General features: G+C 36.4%; 20 protein-coding genes. 8 read left to right on the forward strand and 12 right to left on the reverse strand.

The annotated features are described in order from the left end of the window. Positions 1-2: 2 nt before the first annotated feature. Both BUE84_RS17245 and BUE84_RS17250 read right to left on the reverse strand, forming a co-directional pair. Positions 3-2,576 carry a zinc-dependent metalloprotease gene (locus BUE84_RS17245; protein WP_238594282.1) on the reverse strand — a complete coding sequence of 858 codons (2,574 nt, stop codon included), beginning with the start codon at positions 2,574-2,576 and terminating at the stop codon, positions 3-5. 129 nt (positions 2,577-2,705) lie between these two features. After that, positions 2,706-4,289, reverse strand: coding sequence for a histidine kinase (locus tag BUE84_RS17250; RefSeq protein WP_079242762.1), 1,584 nt, complete (start codon positions 4,287-4,289; stop codon positions 2,706-2,708). 296 nt (positions 4,290-4,585) lie between these two features. Between BUE84_RS17250 and BUE84_RS17255 the strand changes: the two genes are divergently transcribed. From BUE84_RS17255 to BUE84_RS17265, 3 genes are read left to right on the forward strand one after another with little or no spacing between them, the layout of a single operon-like run. Continuing rightward, positions 4,586-5,761 (forward strand): thioredoxin family protein, encoded by a 1,176-nt coding sequence (locus BUE84_RS17255; protein ID WP_079242763.1) that lies wholly within the window; start codon positions 4,586-4,588, stop codon positions 5,759-5,761. A 13-nt stretch (positions 5,762-5,774) separates the two neighbouring features. Continuing rightward, a complete protein-coding gene (locus tag BUE84_RS17260) occupies positions 5,775-6,407 on the forward strand; it encodes a DUF3575 domain-containing protein (RefSeq protein WP_079242764.1) in 633 nt (210 codons plus the stop codon). 4 nt (positions 6,408-6,411) lie between these two features. Further along, positions 6,412-6,618, forward strand: coding sequence for a hypothetical protein (locus BUE84_RS17265; protein WP_079242765.1), 207 nt, complete (start codon positions 6,412-6,414; stop codon positions 6,616-6,618). On the opposite strand, the gene BUE84_RS17270 is transcribed toward BUE84_RS17265, so the two are convergent. Further along, positions 6,619-7,815, reverse strand: coding sequence for an exo-beta-N-acetylmuramidase NamZ domain-containing protein (locus BUE84_RS17270; protein WP_079243971.1), 1,197 nt, complete (start codon positions 7,813-7,815; stop codon positions 6,619-6,621). Between the two features lie 4 nt (positions 7,816-7,819). Between BUE84_RS17270 and BUE84_RS17275 the strand changes: the two genes are divergently transcribed. Both BUE84_RS17275 and BUE84_RS17280 read left to right on the forward strand, forming a co-directional pair. Further along, a complete protein-coding gene (locus BUE84_RS17275; RefSeq protein ID WP_079242766.1) occupies positions 7,820-9,049 on the forward strand; it encodes an ABC transporter permease in 1,230 nt (409 codons plus the stop codon). 139 nt (positions 9,050-9,188) lie between these two features. Further along, positions 9,189-10,181, forward strand: a complete 993-nt coding sequence (locus BUE84_RS17280; RefSeq protein WP_079242767.1) for a PLP-dependent cysteine synthase family protein — start codon at positions 9,189-9,191, stop codon at positions 10,179-10,181. 58 nt (positions 10,182-10,239) lie between these two features. Here the strand turns inward: BUE84_RS17280 and BUE84_RS17285 are convergent, their stop codons facing one another. Genes BUE84_RS17285 through BUE84_RS17295 form a run of 3 tightly spaced genes read right to left on the reverse strand, consistent with a single transcriptional unit; the run spans position 10,240 to position 12,028 of the window. Beyond that, positions 10,240-10,770, reverse strand: a complete 531-nt coding sequence (locus BUE84_RS17285; protein WP_079242768.1) for a YcxB family protein — start codon at positions 10,768-10,770, stop codon at positions 10,240-10,242. A gap of 37 nt (positions 10,771-10,807) precedes the next feature. Continuing rightward, positions 10,808-11,110 carry a chaperone modulator CbpM gene (locus BUE84_RS17290; RefSeq protein WP_079242769.1) on the reverse strand — a complete coding sequence of 101 codons (303 nt, stop codon included), beginning with the start codon at positions 11,108-11,110 and terminating at the stop codon, positions 10,808-10,810. Between the two features lie 3 nt (positions 11,111-11,113). After that, positions 11,114-12,028: a DnaJ C-terminal domain-containing protein gene (locus BUE84_RS17295; RefSeq protein ID WP_079242770.1), complete on the reverse strand. Its 915-nt coding sequence runs from the start codon at positions 12,026-12,028 to the stop codon at positions 11,114-11,116. A 93-nt stretch (positions 12,029-12,121) separates the two neighbouring features. Between BUE84_RS17295 and BUE84_RS17300 the strand changes: the two genes are divergently transcribed. Both BUE84_RS17300 and BUE84_RS17305 read left to right on the forward strand, forming a co-directional pair. Further along, on the forward strand, positions 12,122-13,321 hold the full coding sequence (locus tag BUE84_RS17300) for a dicarboxylate/amino acid:cation symporter (RefSeq protein ID WP_079242771.1): 1,200 nt from the start codon (positions 12,122-12,124) through the stop codon (positions 13,319-13,321). A 28-nt stretch (positions 13,322-13,349) separates the two neighbouring features. Further along, positions 13,350-13,862 (forward strand): hypothetical protein, encoded by a 513-nt coding sequence (locus BUE84_RS17305; protein ID WP_079242772.1) that lies wholly within the window; start codon positions 13,350-13,352, stop codon positions 13,860-13,862. A gap of 32 nt (positions 13,863-13,894) precedes the next feature. Here the strand turns inward: BUE84_RS17305 and BUE84_RS17310 are convergent, their stop codons facing one another. From BUE84_RS17310 to BUE84_RS17320, 3 genes are all read right to left on the reverse strand, one after another. Next, positions 13,895-14,278, reverse strand: coding sequence for a DUF779 domain-containing protein (locus BUE84_RS17310; RefSeq protein ID WP_079242773.1), 384 nt, complete (start codon positions 14,276-14,278; stop codon positions 13,895-13,897). A 157-nt stretch (positions 14,279-14,435) separates the two neighbouring features. Then, positions 14,436-15,470 carry an alcohol dehydrogenase AdhP gene (gene adhP / locus BUE84_RS17315; RefSeq protein WP_079242774.1) on the reverse strand — a complete coding sequence of 345 codons (1,035 nt, stop codon included), beginning with the start codon at positions 15,468-15,470 and terminating at the stop codon, positions 14,436-14,438. Positions 15,471-15,678: 208 nt separating this feature from the next. Next, positions 15,679-17,208 (reverse strand): aldehyde dehydrogenase family protein, encoded by a 1,530-nt coding sequence (locus tag BUE84_RS17320; RefSeq protein ID WP_079242775.1) that lies wholly within the window; start codon positions 17,206-17,208, stop codon positions 15,679-15,681. 182 nt (positions 17,209-17,390) lie between these two features. On the opposite strand from BUE84_RS17320, the gene BUE84_RS17325 reads away from it, so the two are divergent. Further along, positions 17,391-18,314, forward strand: coding sequence for an AraC family transcriptional regulator (locus BUE84_RS17325; protein WP_079242776.1), 924 nt, complete (start codon positions 17,391-17,393; stop codon positions 18,312-18,314). Positions 18,315-18,387: 73 nt separating this feature from the next. Here BUE84_RS17325 and BUE84_RS17330 read toward each other — a convergent pair whose 3' ends face one another. The 3 genes from BUE84_RS17330 to BUE84_RS17340 all read right to left on the reverse strand — a co-directional run bounded on the left by BUE84_RS17330 (position 18,388) and on the right by BUE84_RS17340 (position 24,795). Continuing rightward, positions 18,388-19,848, reverse strand: a complete 1,461-nt coding sequence (locus BUE84_RS17330) for a RagB/SusD family nutrient uptake outer membrane protein (protein ID WP_079242777.1) — start codon at positions 19,846-19,848, stop codon at positions 18,388-18,390. Between the two features lie 14 nt (positions 19,849-19,862). After that, positions 19,863-22,658, reverse strand: a complete 2,796-nt coding sequence (locus tag BUE84_RS17335) for a SusC/RagA family TonB-linked outer membrane protein (RefSeq protein WP_079242778.1) — start codon at positions 22,656-22,658, stop codon at positions 19,863-19,865. Positions 22,659-23,208: 550 nt separating this feature from the next. Beyond that, the gene (locus BUE84_RS17340; protein ID WP_079242779.1) at positions 23,209-24,795 is read right to left on the reverse strand and encodes a RagB/SusD family nutrient uptake outer membrane protein; all 1,587 of its coding nucleotides are present in this window, start codon (positions 24,793-24,795) and stop codon (positions 23,209-23,211) included. Between the last annotated feature and the right edge of the window lie 5 nt (positions 24,796-24,800).

Below are 24,800 nucleotides of genomic sequence, written 5' to 3' on the forward strand. Positions count from 1 at the left end.
GTTTATTTGTTTAAAGCCTCTTGTATACGAATGATTAAATCTGTGTAATGAGCCCTGGAAGCATCATCACCTCTGTACCTTGTTCTGTTCAGTAAGTCCAGAACTTTCTGAAGTTCTGCTCTCTTGTAAGTCGTCACTTCAGATACTCTTTTCATGGATGAATAATTGATATTTCTCAAACCGTGATCCTCTTCATGGAAATTACAGATGGTCGGCATATTCAAAGTATCATCTACTTTCAATCCTTTTACCGCTGTTTTTTCAAATAATTTGTTCACAGAAACGATCAGAGCATCCACATAATTTTTCTGGGTCATTTTCTCAAGCATCGTCAGGCTTCCTTTTTTACTGAAAATAGCCGTTCTTACCTGATCAAATAAATTCTCTACCGTGTAGATTTCTTCTTTAGATCCTGAAACCTGGTGTTTCATCTCATTTTCAAGTAACCTCAACAACCTGTCATCCATCAATAAGGAATAGATAGTTCCATATTGCATTCCTCTTGCCAGGGTATACGGCGTCTGCTCGAATGGTCCCATTGGTGAATCTTTAACCGGATACGTCTTTTCTGTAATCGGATTAAAGAATAACCATTCCGGAAGGTTGATCGCATTTTTAACAAGATAATCAACTGCTCTTCTCTGAATTTCTGCGGGTACAGCTTCGTAAGCTTTCTTCTTATTCCCAAAAACAGTATTGTTCAGATAAATTCCTCCTACATTCGCCATTACATGACCTGTATACAGATCCCACTGCCCGATCACTCCCAGATACAGTTTTCCGGTATCTGTATATTCTTTACCGTCTTCATAGGTCCATTTTAAGAGATTATTAATCACCACTTTCAGATTTTTCATTCCGTACTCGCTGGCTTTCATCGCATCATCCCCTAAATCTTCAGATTGCGAACGCGGATCGATGGTCTCCAGGTAGCTCTGCTGCTCACCATAGAAATACATCGGGTCATCCTCGTGCTTTTCAATTAAGTTTTTCAGCGCTTTTTTCTCAACAAATTCATCCGGATACCAACGGTACCCCCATTCGATGGCATATTTATCATAAAGTCCAATTTTAGGAGTGATTGCTGTAACGCCATCTTCCGGCTGAGCTACGTAATTGTAACGTGCATAATCCATAATGGAAGGTGCCGTACCGCCCATTTTATCTGTAAATTCTTTGGAACGAAGCGACTCTACCGGGAATGCAAAGGATGCTCCCATATTGTGCTTCAGTCCGAAAGTGTGTCCTACTTCATGAGATGAAACAAAACGGATGGCTTCCCCCATATGTTCATCACTGAATTTATTTCCTCTTGCTTTTGGATCAATAGGTCCTGTCTGAATTCTCATCCAGTCATGAAGAGAAGTCATTACATTATGCCACCAGATGATATCTGCTTCGATAATTTCCCCACTTCTCGGGTCTACTACTGATGGTCCCATTGCATTTGACTTTGGCGAAGCGGCGTAAGTAATCACAGAATATCTTACATCATCAATATCAAAATCTTCATCTTTCTCATCCGGCATTTTCGCAATCACTGCATTTTTGAATCCTGCCTGCTCAAACGCCGCCTGCCAGTCATGTACTCCGGCAATGATTTTCTCACGCCATTGTTTTGGAGTTGCCGGATCGATATAATAAACGATTGGTTTCTTAGGCTCTACCAGCTCTCCTCTTAAATATTTTTCTTTATCTTCATCTTTGGGTTCAAGATTCCATTTGGTAATGAAAAACTTTTCATCCATTTTTTGCTGATTGTCATTAAACGACCAGTGTTTTTCGGAGAAAAATCCGACTCTTGAATCCGATACTCTTGGCTTCATCGGTATTTTAGAAAGCAGAACCAGATTGGTTGTAACGCCTAAAGTTACCGGAAGATCTACTCCACCTTCATTTACAGAAGTAGATAATTGAGACTTCACCACAAGGTTCTTAGGAAATGTCTTCACTCCTTCTATATAAGAAAGACTTGATTTCACAGATCCTCCCAATCCTACATTGGCAAGAACATCATTAAAGCTCTTCTGATTTCCATCAAAAACTTTGTTGACTTTAATTGCCACAGCTGTAGAATCACTGTTTTGTGCCTCAATATCAAAGACCTCAATTACAGATTCTGAAAAATTGTCTTTCACAGATTTTGTAATGGCATCATTTTTTGGGGATGACACTTTAGGAACCACAGTTTTCACCCATACTTTTTTAGCTACAGGATCACGGTGAAAGGAAATGACTTTATTTTCATAATTCATTCCCTTGTTCAAACCTGCCTCATTGACCTGCATGGGTACCTGAGAAAGTTTGTTAACCACCAAAAACTGACGTCCCATCAAACTGTCAGGAATTTCAAAATAAATATCCGTCTTTACCTGAATGGTATTAAAGAGTCCTTTTTTATAGGTTCCTTTCTTGATCAGGTCTTCAATTTTTTTGGTTTTCTTTGAGGAAGATGTCTCTGTCTTATCCGTTTTTTCTTTGTTGACCTTTACCGTATCTTTATCTTTTTTCTGTGCTATTGCCATTGGTGAAGCCATAGCAAGACCGAGATACAGGGCAAGCCTGTAATTCTTCATTAAAATAGTCCGATTCATTCCAAATAGTAAATATCTTAGTTTCAGCTCGCAAAGCTATAGGTAACGTGAATCATATATATAATATTAGGGAGTGAATGGTGATAATTTGGGAGTGAATGGATTTTATTTTTACTCCATTAAAGGTAAAAAACATACGAAATATTCACCATCTACAGAAATATGAAGAAGATTATTCTTAAAATATCCATAAATTTGGTTCAAATAATCAATTCCGAATTTCTCTCCCTGCACTGTTTCTGCTTTAGGCTGCCATGTGTTCTTTACCGTGATCCCATCCTCATCAACGGTAATGATGATTTCCAGAGGCTGATCTATGGTTGCAATATTGTGTTTGGTCGCATTTTCCGTGACAATCTGAAGGGATAAATAGGGAATTCTTTTTTCCAGACTTTCCGGAGCATTAATAATCAGTTCAAACTTCATCTCTTCATCAAACCTGCTTTTCAGCAGTTCCATATATTGCTGAATAAATTTGATTTCCTGCGAGACCGGAACAATATTATCTTTCGGAGGCACTATAAGATACCGGTAAATCTTAGAGAGGTTCATGGTAAACTTCTGTGCATTTTCTTTATTAATCCCGATCAGCATATAAAGGGAGTTCAATGAATTGAAAAGAAAATGTGGATTGATATTATTTTTAAGCTGCTGAAGCTGATTGATCACTTCTGCTTTGTGCATCTTTTCGTTCTCTATCAATAATAAATTTTTCTCAGACTGTATTTTCTCTTTCTCCTGATAAGCGAGATTGGTTGCTCTCTGGAACAATATAAAAACCGTTACGATGAGAAAAAGCGCTGCCAGGAAAATATAAACGGTATAAGCTTTTATCTTGCTGATATTTTCATCAATAATAAAATTCACATGATTCACTACGGTATATCCTTCAAAATTATCTGTCTTTAAAGGTTTTATGAAACGTGTTACTTCAACTCCCAGATATTCTGAAACTGCTGTTCCTTTGGTATATCCTGCTTCAGTTTTACTGGTTAAGGTATCATTAGGTTTAATGTCTGTAAAATCAAAAATGTTCTTTCCAATATACTTTTTCTCCGGATGGGTAATACAGATTCCTTCTTTAGTAAAAACATAGGCGTAAGTATTGGAACTTTTATCTACGTTAATAAAATATTGATGAAGATCATCCAGGCTCACGGTAGAACCATAGTACAATTTGTTTTTATCAGGCAGTATCAAAGAATCGTAACTAATCCAATACATGCTATCCTTTTTGGTAAGCAAAAGGTCTTTGAAATGTCCAGGACCGTTATTTTTTATCACAATAGAATTCTCTTTATGATCTGTCTTCTTGAAAATATCGGATAAGGGATTATTGCTCTCAGACTTTCCTGAATCACTGTTTTCATAATAATACCAACTATAAGGCAATAGATTCCTTTTTTTGTTTAAATCATTTAAAACCGAAGAATAATCCTTATAGTTCTTCAGACCGTCTTTCTGAATCAGTGCGCGAAGCAGATATTGATAATCTTCAATATTTCTGAACTCATGTTCTATGGATTCATATTTTCGGAAAAAGGTTTTCTTTGCAAAATCATCGGTATTTTTACGGCTGTCTTCAGTGATCAGAAGACTCAGAACAGCAAATGCTGCCACAGCAATCAGGCAGGCAGATAAAGCAGTAATATAAATGGACTTTTTGGATAAAGCGTGTTTAAAATTAATAATCAAATTCTCTAAATTGTAGGTTCCTCAACATATAAATTATTCGTTTGCAAAGATATAACAAAGATTTCAGGACTGAAAAGTGAATTAAATTTAGATTATAATTTTTTAAAACCGAATACAGCATATTGAAAATAAAACCTTTGATAAAAGCGTATTGAATCTTTTATGTTTTAAGTTGAAAAAACAAAAAACTATATAAGCTTAAGTCTTAAAGTTAGTTAATATCGTCATTCAGACCACAGATTCAGCACGCTATATTTTGAAAATTAATTATCTTCGCCTACAAATCTTATTTGAAAATGAAGAAGATCATCTCCGGGATATCTATTTTTTGTGCCATCGCAATCTCTGCTCAGGAAGCCATCCAGTTTCAGGAGCTGCCATTCAAAGATATTATTGCAAAAGCCAAGAAAGAAAAGAAATTGGTTTTTATTGATGCATATGCTTCCTGGTGTGGTCCATGCAAAATGATGGAAAAAAATGTATTCACTCAGAAAGCTGTAAGTGATTACTACAACACGAACTTCATTAATGCAAGATTTGACATGGAGAAAGGAGAAGGAAGAGACATTGCTTCAAAATTCGGAGTACGTTCCTATCCTACTTATCTTTTCCTGAACGGTGAAGGTGAAATTGTTTCCAGAAATACAGGGTATATGGAGGAAAGTCTGTTTGTGGCAATGGCACAGGACATTAATTCACCCGGAAATAAAAAGGGATCTCTTAAAGACCGTTTCGCTAGTGGTGAAAAAGATCCGGAATTCCTGATCAACATTATGAAGCTTAACGCTAATTCAGATTATGAATTCGCAAAAAAAGCTTCCGAAAGATATTTCCAGAATAAAAAGAAAACTGAAGAGCTTACAAAGGATGAAATTGGGTTTCTTCTTTATTTCGTAAAATCATCAGAAGATACCAACTATAATGTTTTTGCATCCAGAAAGGCAGAGATCATTAAATATCTCCCTGAAGAAACTTATACCGAATTTGACGCACAGCTGAAGTTAGGAAAAATAGTAGAACAGTCGATTGATGATAAAAATAAAAAAATCAACGATGACTATTTTATGAAAACTGCCGAACCATTGGTAGGAAAAGAAGCTGCAACTAAAAAACTGAATCAGACGAAACTCAGCTATTATGAACAGAACAGTAATTTTCCTGAATACGAAAAAGCGGCTTTAGACTATTATAAAAATTCTGATGCCTTTGATCCTAACGAGCTTCTAAGAGCAGCATGGATATTCGCAGATCATGTGAAAACACCGGCTTCATTAAAGAAAGCTACCGAATGGGCAGAAAAGTCTGTCATGAGAAGCGAAACTTCTGAAAACACTTATATACTTGCTAAACTCTATCACCTTACGGGAAATAAAGAAATGGCAAAAAACTACGCTGAAATGTCCAGAAATATGGCAGTTCAGGGCAATAAGGATTCTCAACTGGCAGATGAATTATTAAAGCAAATAAAATAAACATTAATACTGGATGAAATATAAATTATTAGCAGCGGGCATACTAGCCTTCCTGTCGGCAACTACGTTGAGCGCTCAGGAACAGGAACAAGGAGGACAGGATAAAAGTTTATACATAAAAGGGAATGCTTTATTTGCTCCGATCGGGATTTTAAACCTTGGAATAGAAAAACAGATAAGTCCAAAATATACAATTCAGGGAGATGTTTTCATTTCCCCATGGAAATCTTTCGGTGGGCATAAACTACAGTTTTATTCTATTTCTGCAGAAGGAAGATATTACTTTACTGAGGCTTTCAAACATTGGTATGTAGGAGCTAACGTATCCGTAGCTGCTTACAATGCAACAAAATGGAGTTATTGGAATGACAGCACTTTTGAAAACTGGAATGGAGAAATCCTTAAAAACTCCAACCTCTACCAGAAAGGATTTTCTGTGATGCTGGGTGTTACAGCAGGATATCAATTTCAATTATCTGAGCGTTGGAATCTGGACATTTATGGAACTATTGGAACATCACAAGGATTTTATAAAGGCTATGACAAGTCTACAGGAAAACGTTATGATTCTGCAGAAAAATTTAATAAAAGTGGTGAAATCATCCCATACAGAGGAGGAGTCATGATTTCTTATAAATTAAAATAATACAATGAAACTATTAGGAAGAAATCATATCATCATTTCAGTGATCACTTTTGTGATTCTTTTTTTAATGAACTATATCGGAAATGATCTGCCTGATAAATTACAAAGGGCATTAATGACGGCTCTTGCAGGAGTTGTCGGATTAACTGTGGGCCTCTTTATATTAAATAAGGGCAGAAATGATAAAAATCCGCCCCAAAATTTTGATTAATTAGTCTTCGTACACCACATATCGGGTCCTGATCTTTTCGAAATTTTCCAGATCTTTTTTCCATGAATCTTTAATTTCCGGAATTGATTTTCCTGCGATGATCTGTTTTCTCAATTCATCAGTTCCGGATAAAGTATCAAACCATAGATTTTTCAGAAAGAAATCCTGTTGAGGGTTTTTATAATTCTGATAGGCTTTGATTACCCACTCCAGATTAAGTGCTCTTAGATCTTTAGGATAATTGGAAAGGTTTTCACCATAGCATAGTTTTCCGTTTAGAAAAGGATCTTTAGCACCATAGCTCGGCTTTGGCGTAAAATGATAAGGCAGATTTTCCGTCCATGGAGAACCATAAATCTGAAAAGGAAGATCTGTTCCTCTTCCTACAGAAACCTGAGTTCCTTCAAAAAAGCAAAGACTTGGATATAAATTGATTGCTTTGTCATTAGGCAAATTAGGAGAAGGTTTATCAAGTATTGGGTAACGCTGTTTTTTATGATAATTCTTCATGGGAACAAGCGTATATTTGGCCTGAACTTCATTTTTCAGCCATTTCTCCCCATTCACCATCTTTCCATACTCTCCTATTGTCAGTCCATATACTACGGGAACTTCGTGAAGTCCAACAAAACTTGTCCATTTTTTTCTCAAGACAGGTCCGTCAGTATATCCGTCATGTGGATTGGGACGGTCCAGTACCATGATCTCCACATTATTTTCAGCTCCGGCTTCCATCAGGTAGGACAAAGTGGAAATATAGGTGTAAAATCTCACTCCGACATCCTGAATATCAAAAACAACGATGTCAATTCCTGAAAGTTGTTCAGGTTTTGGCTTTTTATTATTTCCATATAGAGAAACAATTGGAATTCCTGTTTTCACATCTACTCCATTTTTCACTTTTGCACCTGCATCTGCATCTCCTCTGAAGCCATGTTCAGGAGCGAAAATAGACTTGATTTTAATTCCGTTTTTTACAAGAAAATCAACCAAATGGGTTTTATCACTCATTAAACCTGTCTGATTGGTCACCACTCCTATCGTTTTATTTTTTAACAGTGGTAAGTAGATTTCAGGCTGGTCTGCACCGGTTTTAAAATCCGATTGAACTTGAGTCTGAGAATAATATTGGTTGAATACTCCTAAAAAAATTAGGCAAATCAGAAGTAAATTTTTAATTTTGAAATCTAAATTCATAAGCTTGAAATTTCCTTTATATTTCTCTAGAAAAATAGCATTTTCCAAAGATAACAAAAATAACCTTTCAAGGGTTATCATCTTCATTGGCAGGCTTTCCGTAGCATTGGGAATTATTGTTTCCTTAATTACTGTAGCCACTGGTTTTGGTTCTAAAAAAGCTATCAAGGAGAGGCTGGCTGATTTCAGCGGACATATTACCGTAAGATCTACACGATCGAATTCCTCATACAATACTTCTGTACTGGATAATCAGGGATTGAATATTGCCAAAATAAAAGAGCTTCCTGATGTGGAAAGTACCCAAAAATATGTGACGGTAACCGGAATTATGCGTAATGAGCACAATTTCGCAGGCATTATATTTAAGGGAATAGGAAAAGATTTTGACAGTTTAAGATTTAAAAAATTCCTTATTGCCGGAACAACACCAAAAGTAACAGAGAAAGGATTTAACAATGATGTAGCTATTTCCCAGAAAGTCGCAAAAGATCTTCATCTTAAAGTAAATGACAGCATTGTTACTGTATTTTTAAAAGCAGATCAAAAACCACTTTACCGTAAATTCAGAGTTATCGGAATTTATAGAACTGACATCAAACTGATTGACGAACAATTTGTTATCGGAGGAATCAACCATGCAAGAAAAATTCAGGATATGAAACCTGATGAAATTGGTGGAATAGATATTTTTCTGAAAAATGTAAATGATATCGACAAAGATTTTCCTGAAATTGAAAAACTGATCGGTTATAAAAACTATGCTGAAAAAGCGACAGAAAAATTTCCACAGATTACAGACTGGATCAGTATTTTTGACACCAATATTGCTTTGATCATTATTATCATGCTGATTGTAGTGGTTATCAATATCATCATGGTTCTTCTGATTCTTATTATTGAACGAACCAATTCTATTGGTCTTCTGAAAACATTAGGAGCAAGCAATTCACAGATAAGAGCCACTTTTATCAATTATACCCTGATTATTATGATCCCTGGACTTTTGTATGGAAATGCTATCGGATTAGGACTGATTTTAATCCAGAAATTCTTTGGAATCATCAAACTTAATCCTGAAAATTATTATGTAAGTACAGTTCCTGTAGACCTTAATCCGATTGCAATCATTTCTATCTCAGTAGGAATTCTTATTATCTCAGGGCTGGCTTTGATTATCCCAAGCTACCTGATCAGTAAGATTTCTCCGGTGAAGGCGATTAAATACAACTAACACAATAATTGATAATTGATAATTGAAAGTTATCAGGTGTATTTCAATTGATTTCGGCGTTATCCACAACTTATCCACACGTTATCCACAGCACAGATAATTTTAAAAGCCTTATCTTTGTGCCGCTTATAAAACATTTATGAAATACGCAAAAAATATCCTTGAAACGATAGGTAACACACCGCTGGTAAAGCTTAACAAAGTATTAGGTGAAGATTTTCCGGCATTAGTATTAGCAAAAGTAGAGACCTTCAATCCTGGAAACTCAGTAAAGGACAGAATGGCTCTTAAAATGATAGAAGATGCCGAAAAAGACGGCAGATTAAAACCTGGAGGAACTATTATCGAAGGAACTTCCGGAAATACAGGAATGGGACTGGCACTGGCTGCCATCATCAAAGGGTACAAATGTATCTTTGTAACCAATTCTAAACAGTCAAAAGAAAAATGTGATATTCTTCGTGCTGTAGGTGCTGAAGTAATTGTTTGTCCTACTGATGTAAAGCCTACCGACCCACGTTCTTATTATTCAGTTTCCAAAAGACTGGCAAAAGAAACGGAAAACGGATGGTATGTAAATCAATATGATAACTTGTCCAACAGAGCGGCTCATTATGAATCTACCGCTCCGGAAATCTGGGAACAGACTGAAGGGAAACTAACTCATTTTGTGGTAGGAGCCGGAACAGGAGGTACAATCACAGGATGTGGAACATTCTTTAAAGAAAAAAATTCAGATATTAAAGTAATTGGAGTAGATACTTATGGTTCTATTCTGAAGGAATTCCATGAAACGGGTGAGCTTCATTATGATCATGCTTACACATACATTACAGAAGGAATCGGGGAAGATATTATTCCTGAAAACTATGATATGTCTGTGATTGATCACTTTGAAAAAGTAACAGATAAAGACGGTGCCATCTACGCCAGAAAACTGGCGAAAGAAGAAGGTATTTTCTGTGGATATTCTGCAGGAAGTGCTATTGCATCTTTGATTCAGATGAAAGATCAGTTCACGAAAGATGATGTAATTGTAGTTTTACTTCATGACCATGGTTCAAGATATGTAGGAAAAATCTACAATGACGAGTGGATGAAGGAAATGGGCTGGTTGGAAGAGAACAAATAAGCTAACTTGTACATAATAAAAAAACGGAGCAAAATAATTTTGCTCCGTTTTTTTATTATTAATCGATTTTAACTTTCTCTTTCAATGTATTTTTGAGAAAACTGTATTCTTTCTCATTCATTGATTTTCTGGGAAACATATAGCTGTATTTTCCTTCCAGAGAAATAAATTCATTATTGCTGTCGAAATATTCAAAATCTTTCCATTCGCTGGTTTCTTTTTCACCATCGATATTCACTGTGAAAAAGTTATCATCAAATCTTATCTCGTATACTTTACATCTTTCAAGTGTGCTCAGATAATGATTCACCTGTTTTTTCCATCTTGAAACTTTATTAACGCTTACAGATAAGAAAACAGCACAAAGTAAAAATATAAAACTCAGGAAGTATAAAACGCCTGCATTTTCTTTACTCATAAAATCTTTTAATAGAAAAACGATGAAAACAATCAATGCAGCAGCTATGGTAACGATAGTTTTAATTTTCGTAGTAGGTGAAAAAAGCAGACTTCCCTGATTACCGCTAAAATAAATATCTTCAAAAATCTTCCTGTCCGGTTTTAGTGTAATCACCTTTTCTTCATTCATAATTATAGAGTTTGCTTTAAAAAGCTACAAAACTAAACTAAATATCTTCATATTGATCACTTATGGCAGAAAGTTTATTCATCAGTTCTCTGTTTCTTCGATTCAGAGCATCCAGTTTTTTCAGCATATTATGAATCACTTCCAGACCAGGCAGATTAATCTCAAGATCGTAATGCCAGTTGGCAAATTTTTCCAGATCGGGCAGATCTTCATACATCAGATAATGAATATTGTTTTCAATCTGAATATTCAGCAGCCCATAGTCTACAAGCTCATCAAAAAAAGTGATTTCTATATTATAGATTTTTACGAGTTCTTCCCGCGATATTCTTTCACTCATAGCTTAGGAATTTTTTAGTTGTTCAAAAAGTTCTTTCTGCTTTTCAGTAAGATTTGTAGGCAGTTTCACTTCATAGGTTACAAAAAGATCTCCGTGTTCTCCTTCTTTTTTATAGACAGGAAAACCTTTTCCTTTGAGTCTTACCGTCATTCCGGTTTGGGTTTCCGGTTTCACTTTAAGGTTTACACTTCCATTAAGAGTATGCACTTTTACTTCTCCACCAAGAACCGCTGTATACAAATCTACGGTTACTTTGGTTTTCAGATCATCACCAATTCTTTCAAAATCCGGATCAACCGGGATATTGAAGGTGATATATAAATCTCCGTTTGGTCCTCCATTTACTCCAGGATTCCCGTGTCCTTTTAATTTAATCTGCTGTCCGTCATACACCCCTGCAGGAATGTTGATTCTTACTTTCTTTCCATTGATGTCAAAAGTTTGCGGATGGGTTATTGCAGCCTCTCTTAAATGTAAAGTAAGCTCAGCCTGTATATCCTGCCCTTTGAACTTTCCGGAAGCTCTTCCTCTCGAACTTTTACCAAATCCACCGCCTGCTCCGCCAAACATATCCTGGAAGAAATCTGAGAAATCTTCACCTCCACCAAAGTCTGCCCCGGAATATCCTCCGTTATAACCTTGCTGTTGATACTGTCTTTGCTGTTGCTTCTGGGCTTTTTCGTATTCTTCGCCGTGCTTCCAGTTTTCTCCGTACTTGTCATATTTTGATCTGTTTTCCGGATTACTCAGAACTTCATTCGCTTCATTCAGTTCTTTGAATTTCTTTTCTGCTTCTTTATCTCCGGGATTGAGATCGGGATGATGTTTTCTAGCCAATTTTCGGTAGGCTTTTTTGATATCATCCTGTGTTGCGCTTTTATCTACGCCTAAAATTTTATAGTAATCTATATAAGCCATAGAAATGAGGTTTACCCAAATTTATGAATTTTAGGTCTGAAAATTGTATAACAGAATGTTAAAAATAAACCTATCTTTGATAAAAAGCCATACATGAAAGATGTATTGAAAAACTACTCCGGAATCATATTTTTACTTTTGGGAATCACTATTGGAAGCATCATTGGAATTGTTGCTCCCGGTATTGTGGAATACATTAAACCTTTGGGAGATATTTTCCTTAATCTTCTTTTTGTAAGTGTAGTTCCTTTAGTGTTTTTTGCCGTTTCCAATTCTATTGCTTCTCTGGAACAACAGTCTAAATTTGGAAGGATTATTCTTGTAATGGCACTTACCTTTTTGTTCTTTATTCTTACGGCAGCAGTCTTTACAATCTGTGCAGTATATCTTTTCCCTGTTTCCGGGGTCTCGGGAAGTTCTGAGATGATTGCAGAAGCAGCTAATGAAGACACATGGGGCAACAGGATTGTAAGTTTCTTTACCGTGGGAGAGTTCACAGAGCTTTTCTCAAGAAGAAATATGCTGGCTCTTTTGGTATTTGCATTTCTGACAGGATTTGCAGCCCGAAAAACAGGAGAAAAAGGACAGCCTTTCAGGGTTTTTATTGCTTCCGGATATGAAGTGATGAAAGAGCTTCTTTTGTTGGTTATGAAATTGGCACCTATTGGTCTGGGAGCCTATTTTGCTTATCAGGTAGCAACTTTAGGACCACAGCTTTTTGGATTTTATGCTAAACCTTTAGGGTTATATTATATTGCAGGAGTTATTTATTTCCTTGTGTTCTTTTCTATCTACGCATTCATGGCGAATGGACAGAAAGGAGTTAAAAGTTTCTGGACGAATGCCATTTACCCTACTTTGACCGCAATAAGTACATGCAGCAGTTTTGCAACAATGCCTGCCAACTTACAGGCTGCTTCCAAAATCGGGATTCCGAATTCTATTGCCAATCTGGTGATTCCTATCGGGACTACTTTGCATAAAAACGGATCTTCCATGTCTTCTATTATCAAGATCTATGTGGCATTTTTAATTATTGGAAAAGATTTCTTTGATCCTGCCAATCTGCTTTTAGCTTTAGGAATTACAGTCTTTGTGAGTATTGTGGCTGGTGGTATTCCTAATGGCGGATATATTGGTGAAATGCTGATGATCTCTGTTTATAAACTTCCTCAGGAAGCGATTCCTGCTGTAATGATCATTGGAACTTTAGTAGACCCATTGGCTACTGTTTTGAATGCTGTAGGAGATATCGTTGCCGCTATGTTTGTCAACCGGTTTGTGAAAGTCTGATTGCAGTTTAACTATTTTCTTTTAACCCATGAACTCATTTTTTAAAAGCATTGGTTTATACAATAGCCTCATTATTGATCTCAACATCAATAGTGCAGAACTTGTACAGAGATTAATGAAAGTAACTTATAAAACCAATACCACTTTCATATCATTAGAAAAAGACAGTACAATTCCTACTCGGTTTGAATACCGGGGAATGATCAATTCAAACAGTTTTACAATCAAAAGAAGAGGAAGGCTATTTGATATGAACAGAAGTAATCCTGTGTTTCATGGAACTATTTCTGACAAAAATGGGATATCATCTGTAGTGATAGAATTTTTTCCATCAACATTTCAGATTTTGAATTGGTTTTTTATTCTGTGTTTTTGCTTTTTAATAGGATTCGTAAGTATTACAGGAGGTCAACAAGGTATTATGGTCGGGGCAGTCGCTTTCATAGTAGCAATCACTCAATATTTTATCTTAAAAAGAGGAATTTCGAGAGGGAAATATGAATTTGAAAGAGAGCTTATTTATATTGCACAAAAGCCTTGATTCTTTACCAACATCACTTGATTTCAAAGTTCCTATTCACTACGTTTCACGGGCTCTAAATTTTCATATTCTTCAGGAGTGAAAAGCCTGTAATGAACTCTGAACGTTTTTCCCAAAGGAGTCTCCAACGAGAAACCGCCAGGTCCGAAACCATCACTCACGTCCAAGGTAAAATGTGAATATTTCCAATATTCAAAAAGGTCACGGTCTATCCAGAACTCATGCCCGTTAATAGTACCGATCATGGCATCATTCATTCTGGGGAAAAATCCTCCTTTTTCGAAGCATTGTGGCTGAGTACCTTCACAGCATCCTCCTGCCTGATAAAACATTAGAGGCCCATATTGCTCTTCCAGCTTGTCAATTACTTCAAGCGCTTGTTCCGTTGCGGAAAGTCTTGATATTTTTGTTTCCATTGTTTTTATTTTAGTTTAATGTAAACTTTATACAACCACAACTGTCACAAAAGTTTTCATTTTAAAACACTTTAGCCACTTAAAAGTTTAGAGGGCATCACTGATAAAAGATCCCGGTAAAATAAATTCTAACCGGGATCAGCAACACATCATCAAATTAATTTGAGCCGGCAATATCTAAAACGATTCTGCCGTCAATTTGTCCTTTTTTCATTTTATCAAAAACATCATTGATATCTTCCAGTTTTGCGGAGGTGACTGTAGCTTTCACCAATCCTTCATTGGCAAAATCCAATGCTTCCTGCAAATCTTTTCTTGTTCCAACAATAGAACCTCTTACGGTGATTCTTTTTAAAACTGTTTCAAAAATCGGAAGTTCAAAAGATCCGGGAGGAAGTCCATTGAGAGCAATCGTTCCTTTTCTTCTTAAAACATCTATTCCCTGCTTGAAAGCAATAGGTGAAACAGCAGTAATCAAAGCCCCGTGCATTCCGCCGACTTCTTTATGTAAATATTCTCCAGGGTCTGTATTCTTTGCATTGACTACAAGGTCTGCTCCTAATTTTTTTGCCAGTTCAAGCTTATCGTCTGCTACATCAATTGCTGCTACGTGCATTCCCATTGCTTTTGCATATTGAACTGCTACGTGCCCCAGTCCTCCGATTCCTGAAATGGCTACCCATTCTCCAGGTTTTGTTTCTGTTTCTTTCAATCCTTTATAAACTGTGACTCCGGCACATAAAATAGGCGCTATTTCAAGAAAGTTGACATCAGATTTCAAATGCCCTACATATCTTGAATCTGCAATAACATATTCTGCAAATCCGCCATCTACACTGTAACCTCCATTTTTCTGGGCTTCACAAAGAGTTTCCCATCCTGTAATACAATAATCGCAGCATCCACATGCACTGTACAGCCATGGAACTCCTACAGCATCTCCTTCTTTTACAAAAGCTTCCGGTCCGCAGGCCACTACGATACCTACTCCTTCATGTCCAGGGATAAGAGGCATCTTGGGTTTTGCAGGCCAATCGCCATCTATTGCATGTAAATCTGTATGGCAAACTCCGCAGGCGATGACTTTAACAAGCACTTCATATCTTCCGGGTTCTCTTACAGGTACTTCTTCTATTTTCAAAGGTTGACCGTAGCCCTGAACTACTGCCGCTTTCATTGTTTTTGGGATCATATCTTATTTTTTGGATTGAGTTATTTGGGATTATTTGTTTTTATCTCCACGTTTGAACAAATAATTTCTCTGCGTGAGGGATAGGAAGGGCGGCGAGGAACGAGCCGGTGCAGAATGCAATGGAGCACCGAAACGAAGTGCAGCCCTGGATAGCCCGACCGGTTTGCCCTGGAAGAAGCCAAGGCAATCGGGCACGTCCTAAATAATATTAAAAGAAACCTAACTTATTCTTATTGTAAGAAATCAGCATGTTTTTGGTTTGACGGTAATGATCGAGCATCATTTTATGATTTTCTCTTCCGATTCCTGATTGTTTGTAACCTCCGAAAGGTGCTCCGGCCGGATAAGAGTGATATTGGTTAACCCATACTCTACCTGCTTCAATCTGGCGTGGAATATTGTACAGCTGATGAGCATCTCTGGTCCATACTCCTGCCCCAAGTCCATAGATGGTATCATTGGCAATTTTTACGGCTTCTTCTTCATCTTTGAAAGTGGTAAATGCTAACACGGGACCGAAAATTTCTTCCTGGAAGATTCTCATTCTGTTGTTTCCTTTGAAGATCGTAGGCTGGATATAGTATCCGCCTCCAAGATCTTCTCCCAAGTCATTTACAGCTCCTCCTACAAGCACTTCCGCTCCTTCTTCTATTCCCAACTGAATATAGGAAAGGATTTTATCTTTCTGAATCTGTGAAGCCTGCGCTCCCATCATCACGGTTTTATCCAGTGGATTTCCTACTTTGATGGCTTTTACTCTTTCGATTACTCTTTCGATAAAGGCATCTGCAATACCTTCCTGAACAAGAAGTCTTGAAGGACATGTACAGATTTCTCCCTGATTCAGGGCAAAAAGCACAGCACCTTCTATTGCTTTGTCTAAAAATTCATCATCAGCATCCATTACTGAATTGAAGAATACGTTCGGCGACTTCCCTCCTAATTCTAACGTTACCGGAATAATATTTTCTGTAGCGTATTGCATTACAAGTCTTCCTGTAGCGGTAGAACCGGTAAATGCTGCTTTGGCTACTTTCGGATTGGTAACGAGAGCTCTTCCAAGTTCTGCTCCGAATCCGTTGACAATATTAATAACTCCTGCCGGTAAAAGGTCACCGATCAATTCCATTAAAACCATAATGGAAACAGGAGTACTTTCTGCCGGTTTTAATACGACACAGTTTCCTGCAGCCAATGCGGGAGCCAGTTTCCAAACTGCCATTAATATTGGGAAATTCCATGGGATAATCTGCGCAATGACTCCAAGAGGTTCGTGAACGATTAAGGAAACGGTGTCTTTATCCAATTCGTTATGCGATCCTTCATCAGCACGGATCACAGAAGCAAAGTATCTGAAATGATCAATGGCTAAAGGTAAATCAGCTGCCAATGTTTCTCTTACAGCCTTTCCGTTATCTATTGTTTCTACTGTGGCAAGATATTCTAAATTCTGTTCTATTCTGTCTGCAATTTTATTCAGAATGATACTTCTTTCTGTGGAAGAAGTATTCTTCCATGTCTGAAATGCTTTTTCAGCTGCATCTACCGCTAGCTCCAAATCTTCTTTGGACGAATGTGCTACCTGAGTAAATTTTTTCCCATCAACCGGGGAAACTACGTCAAAATATTGTCCTTTAACAGGTGGAGTGAATTTTCCATCAATATAGTTATCGTATCTGTTTTTGAACTCCGGACGCTGTAAAAGTGTCGTTGATCTTGGTTCTGTAATAGTGCTCATATTAGTATTGTTTTATTTTTTCGATACTACCAAATTACACTGAGAAGCCAAAAAGAGTATAGCACAATCGTATAAAAAAAGTGGAAAATAGTGCAAGGGGCTCAATTTTAGTATTTTATTAACAGCAACATACTCTCAAATTTTCTATATTTGAGTTACCTCCGATTCAAAAAATTTTAGAAATGAATAACAATAGTAAGATTTTATTAAATACTCCTGAATTACGTAAGGAAAACCAACTATTGAGTCTTGTTGAAAACCAGACGAAATTCAATCTAAATAATTGTGAGTTCAGTATTTATGAAACTCATAAGGCTGCTTTTGATGTAAAACTTCATTTTGAGAATATTGCATTTACAGCGATGCTGAGAGGTAAAAAACATATGAAACTGGATAACAAAACCAGTTATTTCGATTACTATCCGGGGGAAAGTATTCTGGTAGCACCGGGAGAAACTATGGTCATTGATTTTCCTGAAGCAGATGAAACGCCTACACAATGTATTTCTTTAAGTCTAAATCCTGATTTCATTGAGGATTCTCTTAATTATCTGAATTATCATCTTCCAAAGGTGGATGAAACTTCACAATGGAATATTCAGCTGGATGAGTATTTTCTGTTTAATAATAAAGCGCTGGCTTCTGCTACCAACAATATCATGAGAATTGCGATGGATGATAACTCTCAAAAGGATATTATGGCAGATTTTGCATTGAAAGAGCTTCTGATCAGATTGATGCAGACCCAGGCAAGAGGCATGGTGGAAAAGAATATTGTTAAAAATAAATCCAGGATAGGTTTTGTGGTAGATTATATTAAAAGAAATCTGCACCAGAAATTGTCCATTGACAGTATTGCCAAACTGGCTTATGTAAGCAAGTCTAATTTCTTTAAAATGTTCAAAGACGAGCTGGGAACTTCCCCAAATGATTTTATTTTGCAGGAAAGAATCAACAGGGCGAAAGAACTTCTTTCCAGCCAGACCAGCATCAAAGAAACTGCTTTTCAGACCGGGTTTTCAGATACCAACTATTTCACAAGGGTATTTAAGCAACTGGAAGGAGTCACTCCGAAAAGTTATCAGGATAGAACCTTCATCAGATAACTTCACAGAAACAAAAAAGAGCCCTATTGAATAGGGCTCTTCATCTATATTATTAAAAATTAAATCTTAATTATTAATACTGATCATTCTGCTTAATGTTCGGGTTTGCCTGAATAGCAGAAATAGGAATTGGCCACTGCCATTTGAAGCTTCCTGCTGCAAGAGTCTGTGCAACAGAAGGTGTTCCAGTACCATCAAAAAGGTCTCCTTTACCTGATCTCTGAACAGGAAGGTTTAATCTCTTCAATGTATACCATCTGTCATTTTCAAATGCAAGCTCCAGTCTTCTTTCTTTCAGGATAGCATCTAAAAGTGCCTGTCCTGTTTCTGTACCAGGAGTAAATGATGAGTATCTTTCAGCTCTTAATTTATTTAATAAAACTAAAGCCTGTGCTCCATTACCCGTTCTGTAATAGGCTTCAGCAACGTTTAGCAACACTTCTGCTCCTCTTAAATATCTTACCGGAACAATATTAGATGGTAAACCAGTAATACCTGCATATTTTGTAACATGATTATACTTTTGTTTACTATATACATCAGTAGTAAAATAAGCAGACTTTCTTACATCATTATCTGTATATGCAGTATATAAATCATAATCTACAACAAATTCTGATCTTAGCGCCGGAACAGATTGATTGTAAGCAACTCCTACTGTGTTTTGCTCAGCTGCAGAATTGGATACCTGGAATAAAACACCATCATTAACATCTCCTTCTTTTTCTTTCCAAATCTTATAGAAATTAGATTTTAGAGTAACGCTGGAAGAAATTCCCAATGCCAGTTCACCATATTTGATGGTGTTAGCATAGTCTCCTCTGTAAAGATTTACTCTTGACAATAATCCATATACAGCAGCTTTGCTTAATCTTCCCTTATCACCATCATTTTGAGTAATATTATCAGCAGCAAATAATAAATCTGCTATCACTTTATCATATACCTGATCAACAGTAAGATTTCTGGATGAAGTATTATTTAGAGGAGAATAGGTCTCTGAATAATAAATTCCAATTGTATTCTTAGCACCTGCAGATTGAGTTGGGATTTGAGAATATGCTCTTACAATATCAAAATGAGCTATTGCTCTTAATGCTCTTGCTTCAGCTTCCAAATTTGTTTTCTGTGTTCCAGATAATACTCCGTTATTGATATATTTCAAAACAAAGTTAGCTCTGCTGATCACAAGATAAGCAGCAGTATACAATCCTGTTGTCTGTGAATTATCTGATGAGAATTCGAAGTTTGATGCTGCAAAATTCGTATTTCTTCCTGTAGTTGTACGAACTAGGTTATCAGTAGTAAGATCTCCCATGATCAATTGGTTTCCTACATCACTGGTATAATATCCAGCTCCTTTAAGAGCTGTATAGGCACCATCCATAGCCTGTCTGAAGGTCTCAGGTCTGGTCATTGCCTGCTCCTGATCTTCATTGATTGACGAGATTTGATCTAGATTTCTGTCGCAAGACGTTAACGAAACAAAGATGGTTAACGCAGCTAAACTTATTTTTATTATATTCTTTTTCATAAAGCTATTCAATATTAAAATTCTAATTGCAGTCCTACCAAGATTGTTCTTACAGCAGGGTAAGTATAAAGGTTATATGCTCCTGGAACGAACAACGCTGTAGATTCACCAGATCCTACTGAAACCTCAGGTTCTCCGTGGAATTTAGTCACTGTAAATAGGTTTTGTCCCTGTACATATGCTCTAAGCTTATTGATTGGAGATCCTTCTCCAAGGAACGCTTTATCAAATGTATATCCTAGTGTAAGTGATCTTAATCTTAGGTAATCTGATTTTTCAATCCACTGATCAGAATCACGCATACCGTTTGAGTCAACTTTCTGGAATACTCCTGTATCTCCAGGGTTTTGCCAAACCTGAGCAGCAGCCTGAGCCATATTTCTACCTGCAACAGCCAATGTTGGATCAACAGCAGCAGCATACATGTTGTTATAAGTATATCCACCTAACTTAAATGCGAAGTCAGCACTGAAATCAAGTCCTTTATACTGAACTGTAGTTCCGAATCCACCAAAACTTTTTGGAAATGGAGATTTATCAGTAAGAGGAACTGCATTAGAAGCGCTGTAAACATCAGTAACATTTCCTGCTTTATCATAATATAATGCTTTTCCGTTACTTGGATCTACACCTGCAAATCTAACATTATAGAATACATATGGAGTCTCTCCTACTTTTAGATAAGTATCTCCTAAGTTTCTTTCTGTCTGACCATCTGCTAATTTATCAAGAACTGATTTCTGGAATGAGATATTAGCATGTAAGTTCCAGTTGAAATCTTTCTTCTTGATTACATCTACGCTAAGCTCTACTTCAAGACCTTTCTGAGACATATCTCCCGCATTGATATACTGGTAGTATCCTCCTTCCTGTTTGTCCAAAGGTACAAGCTGTACGAAATCTTTTCTCTTATTTTGATAAACTTCTACCGATCCACGAACTCTTCTGTTCCACATCGTAAAATCTACCCCTAAGTTGGTAATCGCGTTAGATTCCCATTTAAGATTGCTGTTACCAATAATATAATACCCTTGTGAAGCTGTACCAGGATATGAAGTACCATTAGCACCATATAAACCATAGCTGATATTATTGACATTATAGTAATCTGGTAAAGTACCATCGTTACCTGTTGTACCGTAAGATCCTCTAAGCTTTAAATCATTGATAAACCCACCTTTCATGAAGTCTTCCTTCGCGATATTCCAAGCTGCACTTGCAGACCAGAAAATACCACTTTGATTATTGGCACCAAATCTTGATGAAGCATCTCTTCTCAATGATCCTGTTACCAAATATCTTCCTTCATAATCATAGTTTAGTAAACCTGCTAAACTGAATAATGTATTTCTTACCTTAACTCCAGTAAATGTATTTCTGTCAGAAGGTGTTGTAATAGACGGAACATTGATTACCGGAGATTTCAATCCGTAAGCCCCACCGTTCATTGTTTCGTTGTAGTTATCGTTATATTCGATAAATCCTAAGAAATCAAAGTTGTGGCTGCCGTATGATTTTTTATAGTTAATGGAGTTATTCCAAGTATAGTTAAATGTATAGAATGAGTTTTTGTTCAATGAACCTGTAGGAACTTTGTTCACTGTGATATCCAGGTTTGAACCTTTCTTCAACCATTGAGTTCCCATGTACCAATCGAAAAGTCCGTTAAAGTTTGTTTTAAACTTCAGACCATCGATGATTTTATATTCTGCGAATAACGTTACCGGAATTCTCAGTCTCTGATCATCTAATCTATAGTTACGGATCTGCTCAACAACGTTAGAACCAGCTCTCATTGTCTGATTATAACTTCCATCTGCATTATAAACCGGCTCATATGGAGCATATTTATACATTGCTCCAAATGGGTTCTGCGTATTATTTCTGTCTCTGAAATTCTGAGTTTCCTGATACTGAACACCTAGGTTAATCCCTACGTTTAGTTTTTCACTCAGTTTATTTGTAAACCCAAAGTTACCTGTATATCTCTTAAGCCCGTCGATATCTCTGATAATCCCGTTATCAGAATCATATCCTAAAGAGTAATAGAAAGTACTTTCTCTAGAACCTCCTTGTGCACTGAATAAGTAAGACTGAATGCTTGAAGGCTTTAACAGGTCTTTTTGCCAGTTGTGATCATAGGCAGCAAGTGCATCTATTTCCTGTTGAGATCTTGGTTTAAATCCAAGGTATCCTAATTGATTCTGGAAATCCATCAACTCCCTAGAATTCATCATGGTGTAGTTCTTGTCTCTCATCTTTTCACTGAAACCAAATTTAGTTTCAAATGAATAGTGAGTTTTCCCAGCTTTTCCGGCCTTAGTAGTTACTACAACTACCCCATTTGCTCCTCTTGCACCATATTGTGCTGTAGCAGCAGCATCTTTAAGAATTGAAATAGACTCTACGTCTGCAGGGTTGATTGCACTAAACTGTCTTGCAGTCATATACATTCCATTTACTACATAAGTAGGCTCTGAAGAACCACCAACACCGGCAATACCTCTTACCTGAATGGTAGCAGCAGCACCTGGCTGCCCAGTAGTACTTTGTACAAATACCCCTGAAGCTCTACCCTGTAAAGAGTTACCAATAGATGTTGTAGGAGAGTTTCTTCTGATTTCATCACCACCAACAACAGCCTGAGCCTGGGTAATTTCATCTGCTTTTTTCTTCTGGTATCCAGTAACGATTACCTCATCGATCTTATTCTCCTTCAGAACAGAATCATTCTTAGATTTTTGCGCAAAAGCAGCTTGTCCTAAAAAAAACAAAGCTCCTGCACTTAATACATGTAACTTCACATTCATATTAACAGATTTTAATATATTCAAGGGACAAATATGTCAATAAATATCTGTAACATCAATTCATTAAACTCTGAAAACAGGCTTCCAGAAAGGAGAAATTCACAGTCATACTTGAAAAATGATAGAGAATTATTTTAATTACATTTAAAAAATTAACAAAAAATAAGTCAATTTATATATTAACGGAATTTTAATAAATTTGAAAATTAAAATCAATTTACATCAATAACAATTTAATGATTAAAAAAATAAACTTAAAAATTATTTTTAACTAAAAAAATAAAATAAATTAATTTTAAATTTTGATGAAAACGAAGAAAAAATCAACCTATTTTTTTAAATTTTATGTAAAAAATACATCTTTAAAAGCAGAAGACCCTATTCTAAAGAGGGTCTCGCTTTAATTAACATTAAAAAAAGGTTAACATACTATACCTCTCAATCTGTTGATAGCTTTTAATTTTTCAAGAATATTTATCAACGTTTTCCAACTATTTCATTATTATTCATAAAAAAATATATTTGCTTTATCAGATACCTATATGAAATTCTACCAACCTGGGTTTTGTTGAGAGGCAAGCAATGGATTATTGACTACTTCATCATTCGGAATAGGCCATAAAATTCTGAAATCAGTTTTTGGAATCATAGCTACTCCAAGTGGTCCTGTATAAGGTGTTCCCAATGTAAATGCCGATCCTGCAGGCATACTGTTAGCCATTTTAGCCGGGATACCCGGAGTAGGAACTAAATCATCATAAAGTAATCTCTGAATATCTCCCCATCTCATTCCTTCTCCCAAAAATTCAATTCTTCTCTCAGTAATAATAGCATCTACCAGAGAACTTATATTTGCAAATGATGCCGAAGTATACTGCTGAGCAGCTATATTAGCCAAGGATCTGTTTCTTACTTTATTCAGTTGAGTAATAGCATCGGTAATATTACCTAATCTTGCATTCGCTTCTGCCATAGATAAAAGCACTTCAGGATATCTTATAATAGGACTTCCATCTGATAAATTCGTCACATCTTTATATTTATTGATAAACTTTACCCCTGCAGAAGATGTTCTCACCATTCCGGTTTCCATTCTTCTTTTATCATCAACCATCCATCTTGGGCTTCGCCAAATAATAGGACTGATACAAACCAATGATCTGTTATTATACATTGATGCTAATGCTGCATTACTTCCGGGATTTGTATTAGCAGAATTTTCTATACTAAATATAGATTCCGAATTGTTGTAGTTATTAGCTAATACAAATGGCAGCTCAGGAGAACCCATAAGAGAATATAATCCATTCAATTTTGCACCTTCTACCAGAACCTTGTTCCAGTTCCTCATGTGTAAATAGGCTCTTACTTTTAAAGCGATCACTGCTTCTTTGGTTGCTCTGGTAATTTTGGCATTTCCTGTTCTTGCACTTTTATTAGCGGTCAAAGATTCTGCTTTATCTAAATCTGCAATAATTTTAGCATATGTTTCTGCCACTGTTCCTCTTCCCACCTTTAAACCTTCTTCAATTGCAGCAGGGGTAGAAATTGCTGTTACTCTATAAGGAATACCAGGATGGCTGGCATCAGTTGTAAAATTATATGGCTGTGAAAAATGCTTTAGTAATTCCAAATGTGCTAACGCCCGTAGAAAATACATTTCACCCAGATAATTGTCCCGAACTGCTGTTGAAATGACGCCGGTACTTTCTGCTTTCCCTAAACCTTCTATCGCAATATTTGCTTTATTAATAAGACCATAAGCATTCATCCAATAATGAACATTGTTGGGAGTTCCTCCATCATAGGTTGCAGTATAGGTAAGTTGATAAAATGTAGCTGTATTTACCACATCTTCTCCACGTACATCATTTTGCTCAACATAGGCTGCTCCAAAAACGTATCCCCTGGGAGTATTCGCAGCATCAGGAGTTGTTTTATAAATTCCATTCTGAGCAGCATTATATACTCCCATAATTGCTAGATCAACATTTACGGATGTAGCAAAAGCAGCATCCTCATAAATATTATTATAGGGTTGCAAATCTAAAGTTTCCCTCTCTGAGCAAGAGTTGATAAATCCTGTTAATAATATTAAGAAAACGGATATTCTTTTTTTTATGATATTGTTTTTCATTGTTA

Origin of the sequence: Chryseobacterium indologenes (genome assembly GCF_002025665.1) — a bacterium.
Lineage (GTDB): Bacteria > Bacteroidota > Bacteroidia > Flavobacteriales > Weeksellaceae > Chryseobacterium > Chryseobacterium metallicongregator.

What these genes read in the sequence shown, in the direction of transcription:
- BUE84_RS17325 (WP_079242776.1), top strand. Translation starts at nt 17,391, where the DNA reads ATGAATAACAATAGTAAGATTTTATTAAATACTCCTGAATTACGTAAG.
- BUE84_RS17295 (WP_079242770.1), bottom strand. Translation starts at nt 12,028, where the DNA reads ATGGCTTATATAGATTACTATAAAATTTTAGGCGTAGATAAAAGCGCA.
- BUE84_RS17290 (WP_079242769.1), bottom strand. Translation starts at nt 11,110, where the DNA reads ATGAGTGAAAGAATATCGCGGGAAGAACTCGTAAAAATCTATAATATA.
- BUE84_RS17265 (WP_079242765.1), top strand. Translation starts at nt 6,412, where the DNA reads ATGAAACTATTAGGAAGAAATCATATCATCATTTCAGTGATCACTTTT.
- BUE84_RS17330 (WP_079242777.1), bottom strand. Translation starts at nt 19,848, where the DNA reads ATGAAAAAGAATATAATAAAAATAAGTTTAGCTGCGTTAACCATCTTT.
- BUE84_RS17300 (WP_079242771.1), top strand. Translation starts at nt 12,122, where the DNA reads ATGAAAGATGTATTGAAAAACTACTCCGGAATCATATTTTTACTTTTG.
- BUE84_RS17270 (WP_079243971.1), bottom strand. Translation starts at nt 7,815, where the DNA reads ATGAATTTAGATTTCAAAATTAAAAATTTACTTCTGATTTGCCTAATT.
- BUE84_RS17285 (WP_079242768.1), bottom strand. Translation starts at nt 10,770, where the DNA reads ATGAATGAAGAAAAGGTGATTACACTAAAACCGGACAGGAAGATTTTT.
- BUE84_RS17255 (WP_079242763.1), top strand. Translation starts at nt 4,586, where the DNA reads ATGAAGAAGATCATCTCCGGGATATCTATTTTTTGTGCCATCGCAATC.
- BUE84_RS17245 (WP_238594282.1), bottom strand. Translation starts at nt 2,576, where the DNA reads ATGAAGAATTACAGGCTTGCCCTGTATCTCGGTCTTGCTATGGCTTCA.
- BUE84_RS17335 (WP_079242778.1), bottom strand. Translation starts at nt 22,658, where the DNA reads ATGAATGTGAAGTTACATGTATTAAGTGCAGGAGCTTTGTTTTTTTTA.
- BUE84_RS17305 (WP_079242772.1), top strand. Translation starts at nt 13,350, where the DNA reads ATGAACTCATTTTTTAAAAGCATTGGTTTATACAATAGCCTCATTATT.
- BUE84_RS17280 (WP_079242767.1), top strand. Translation starts at nt 9,189, where the DNA reads ATGAAATACGCAAAAAATATCCTTGAAACGATAGGTAACACACCGCTG.
- BUE84_RS17340 (WP_079242779.1), bottom strand. Translation starts at nt 24,795, where the DNA reads ATGAAAAACAATATCATAAAAAAAAGAATATCCGTTTTCTTAATATTA.
- BUE84_RS17260 (WP_079242764.1), top strand. Translation starts at nt 5,775, where the DNA reads ATGAAATATAAATTATTAGCAGCGGGCATACTAGCCTTCCTGTCGGCA.
- adhP (WP_079242774.1), bottom strand. Translation starts at nt 15,470, where the DNA reads ATGATCCCAAAAACAATGAAAGCGGCAGTAGTTCAGGGCTACGGTCAA.
- BUE84_RS17310 (WP_079242773.1), bottom strand. Translation starts at nt 14,278, where the DNA reads ATGGAAACAAAAATATCAAGACTTTCCGCAACGGAACAAGCGCTTGAA.
- BUE84_RS17320 (WP_079242775.1), bottom strand. Translation starts at nt 17,208, where the DNA reads ATGAGCACTATTACAGAACCAAGATCAACGACACTTTTACAGCGTCCG.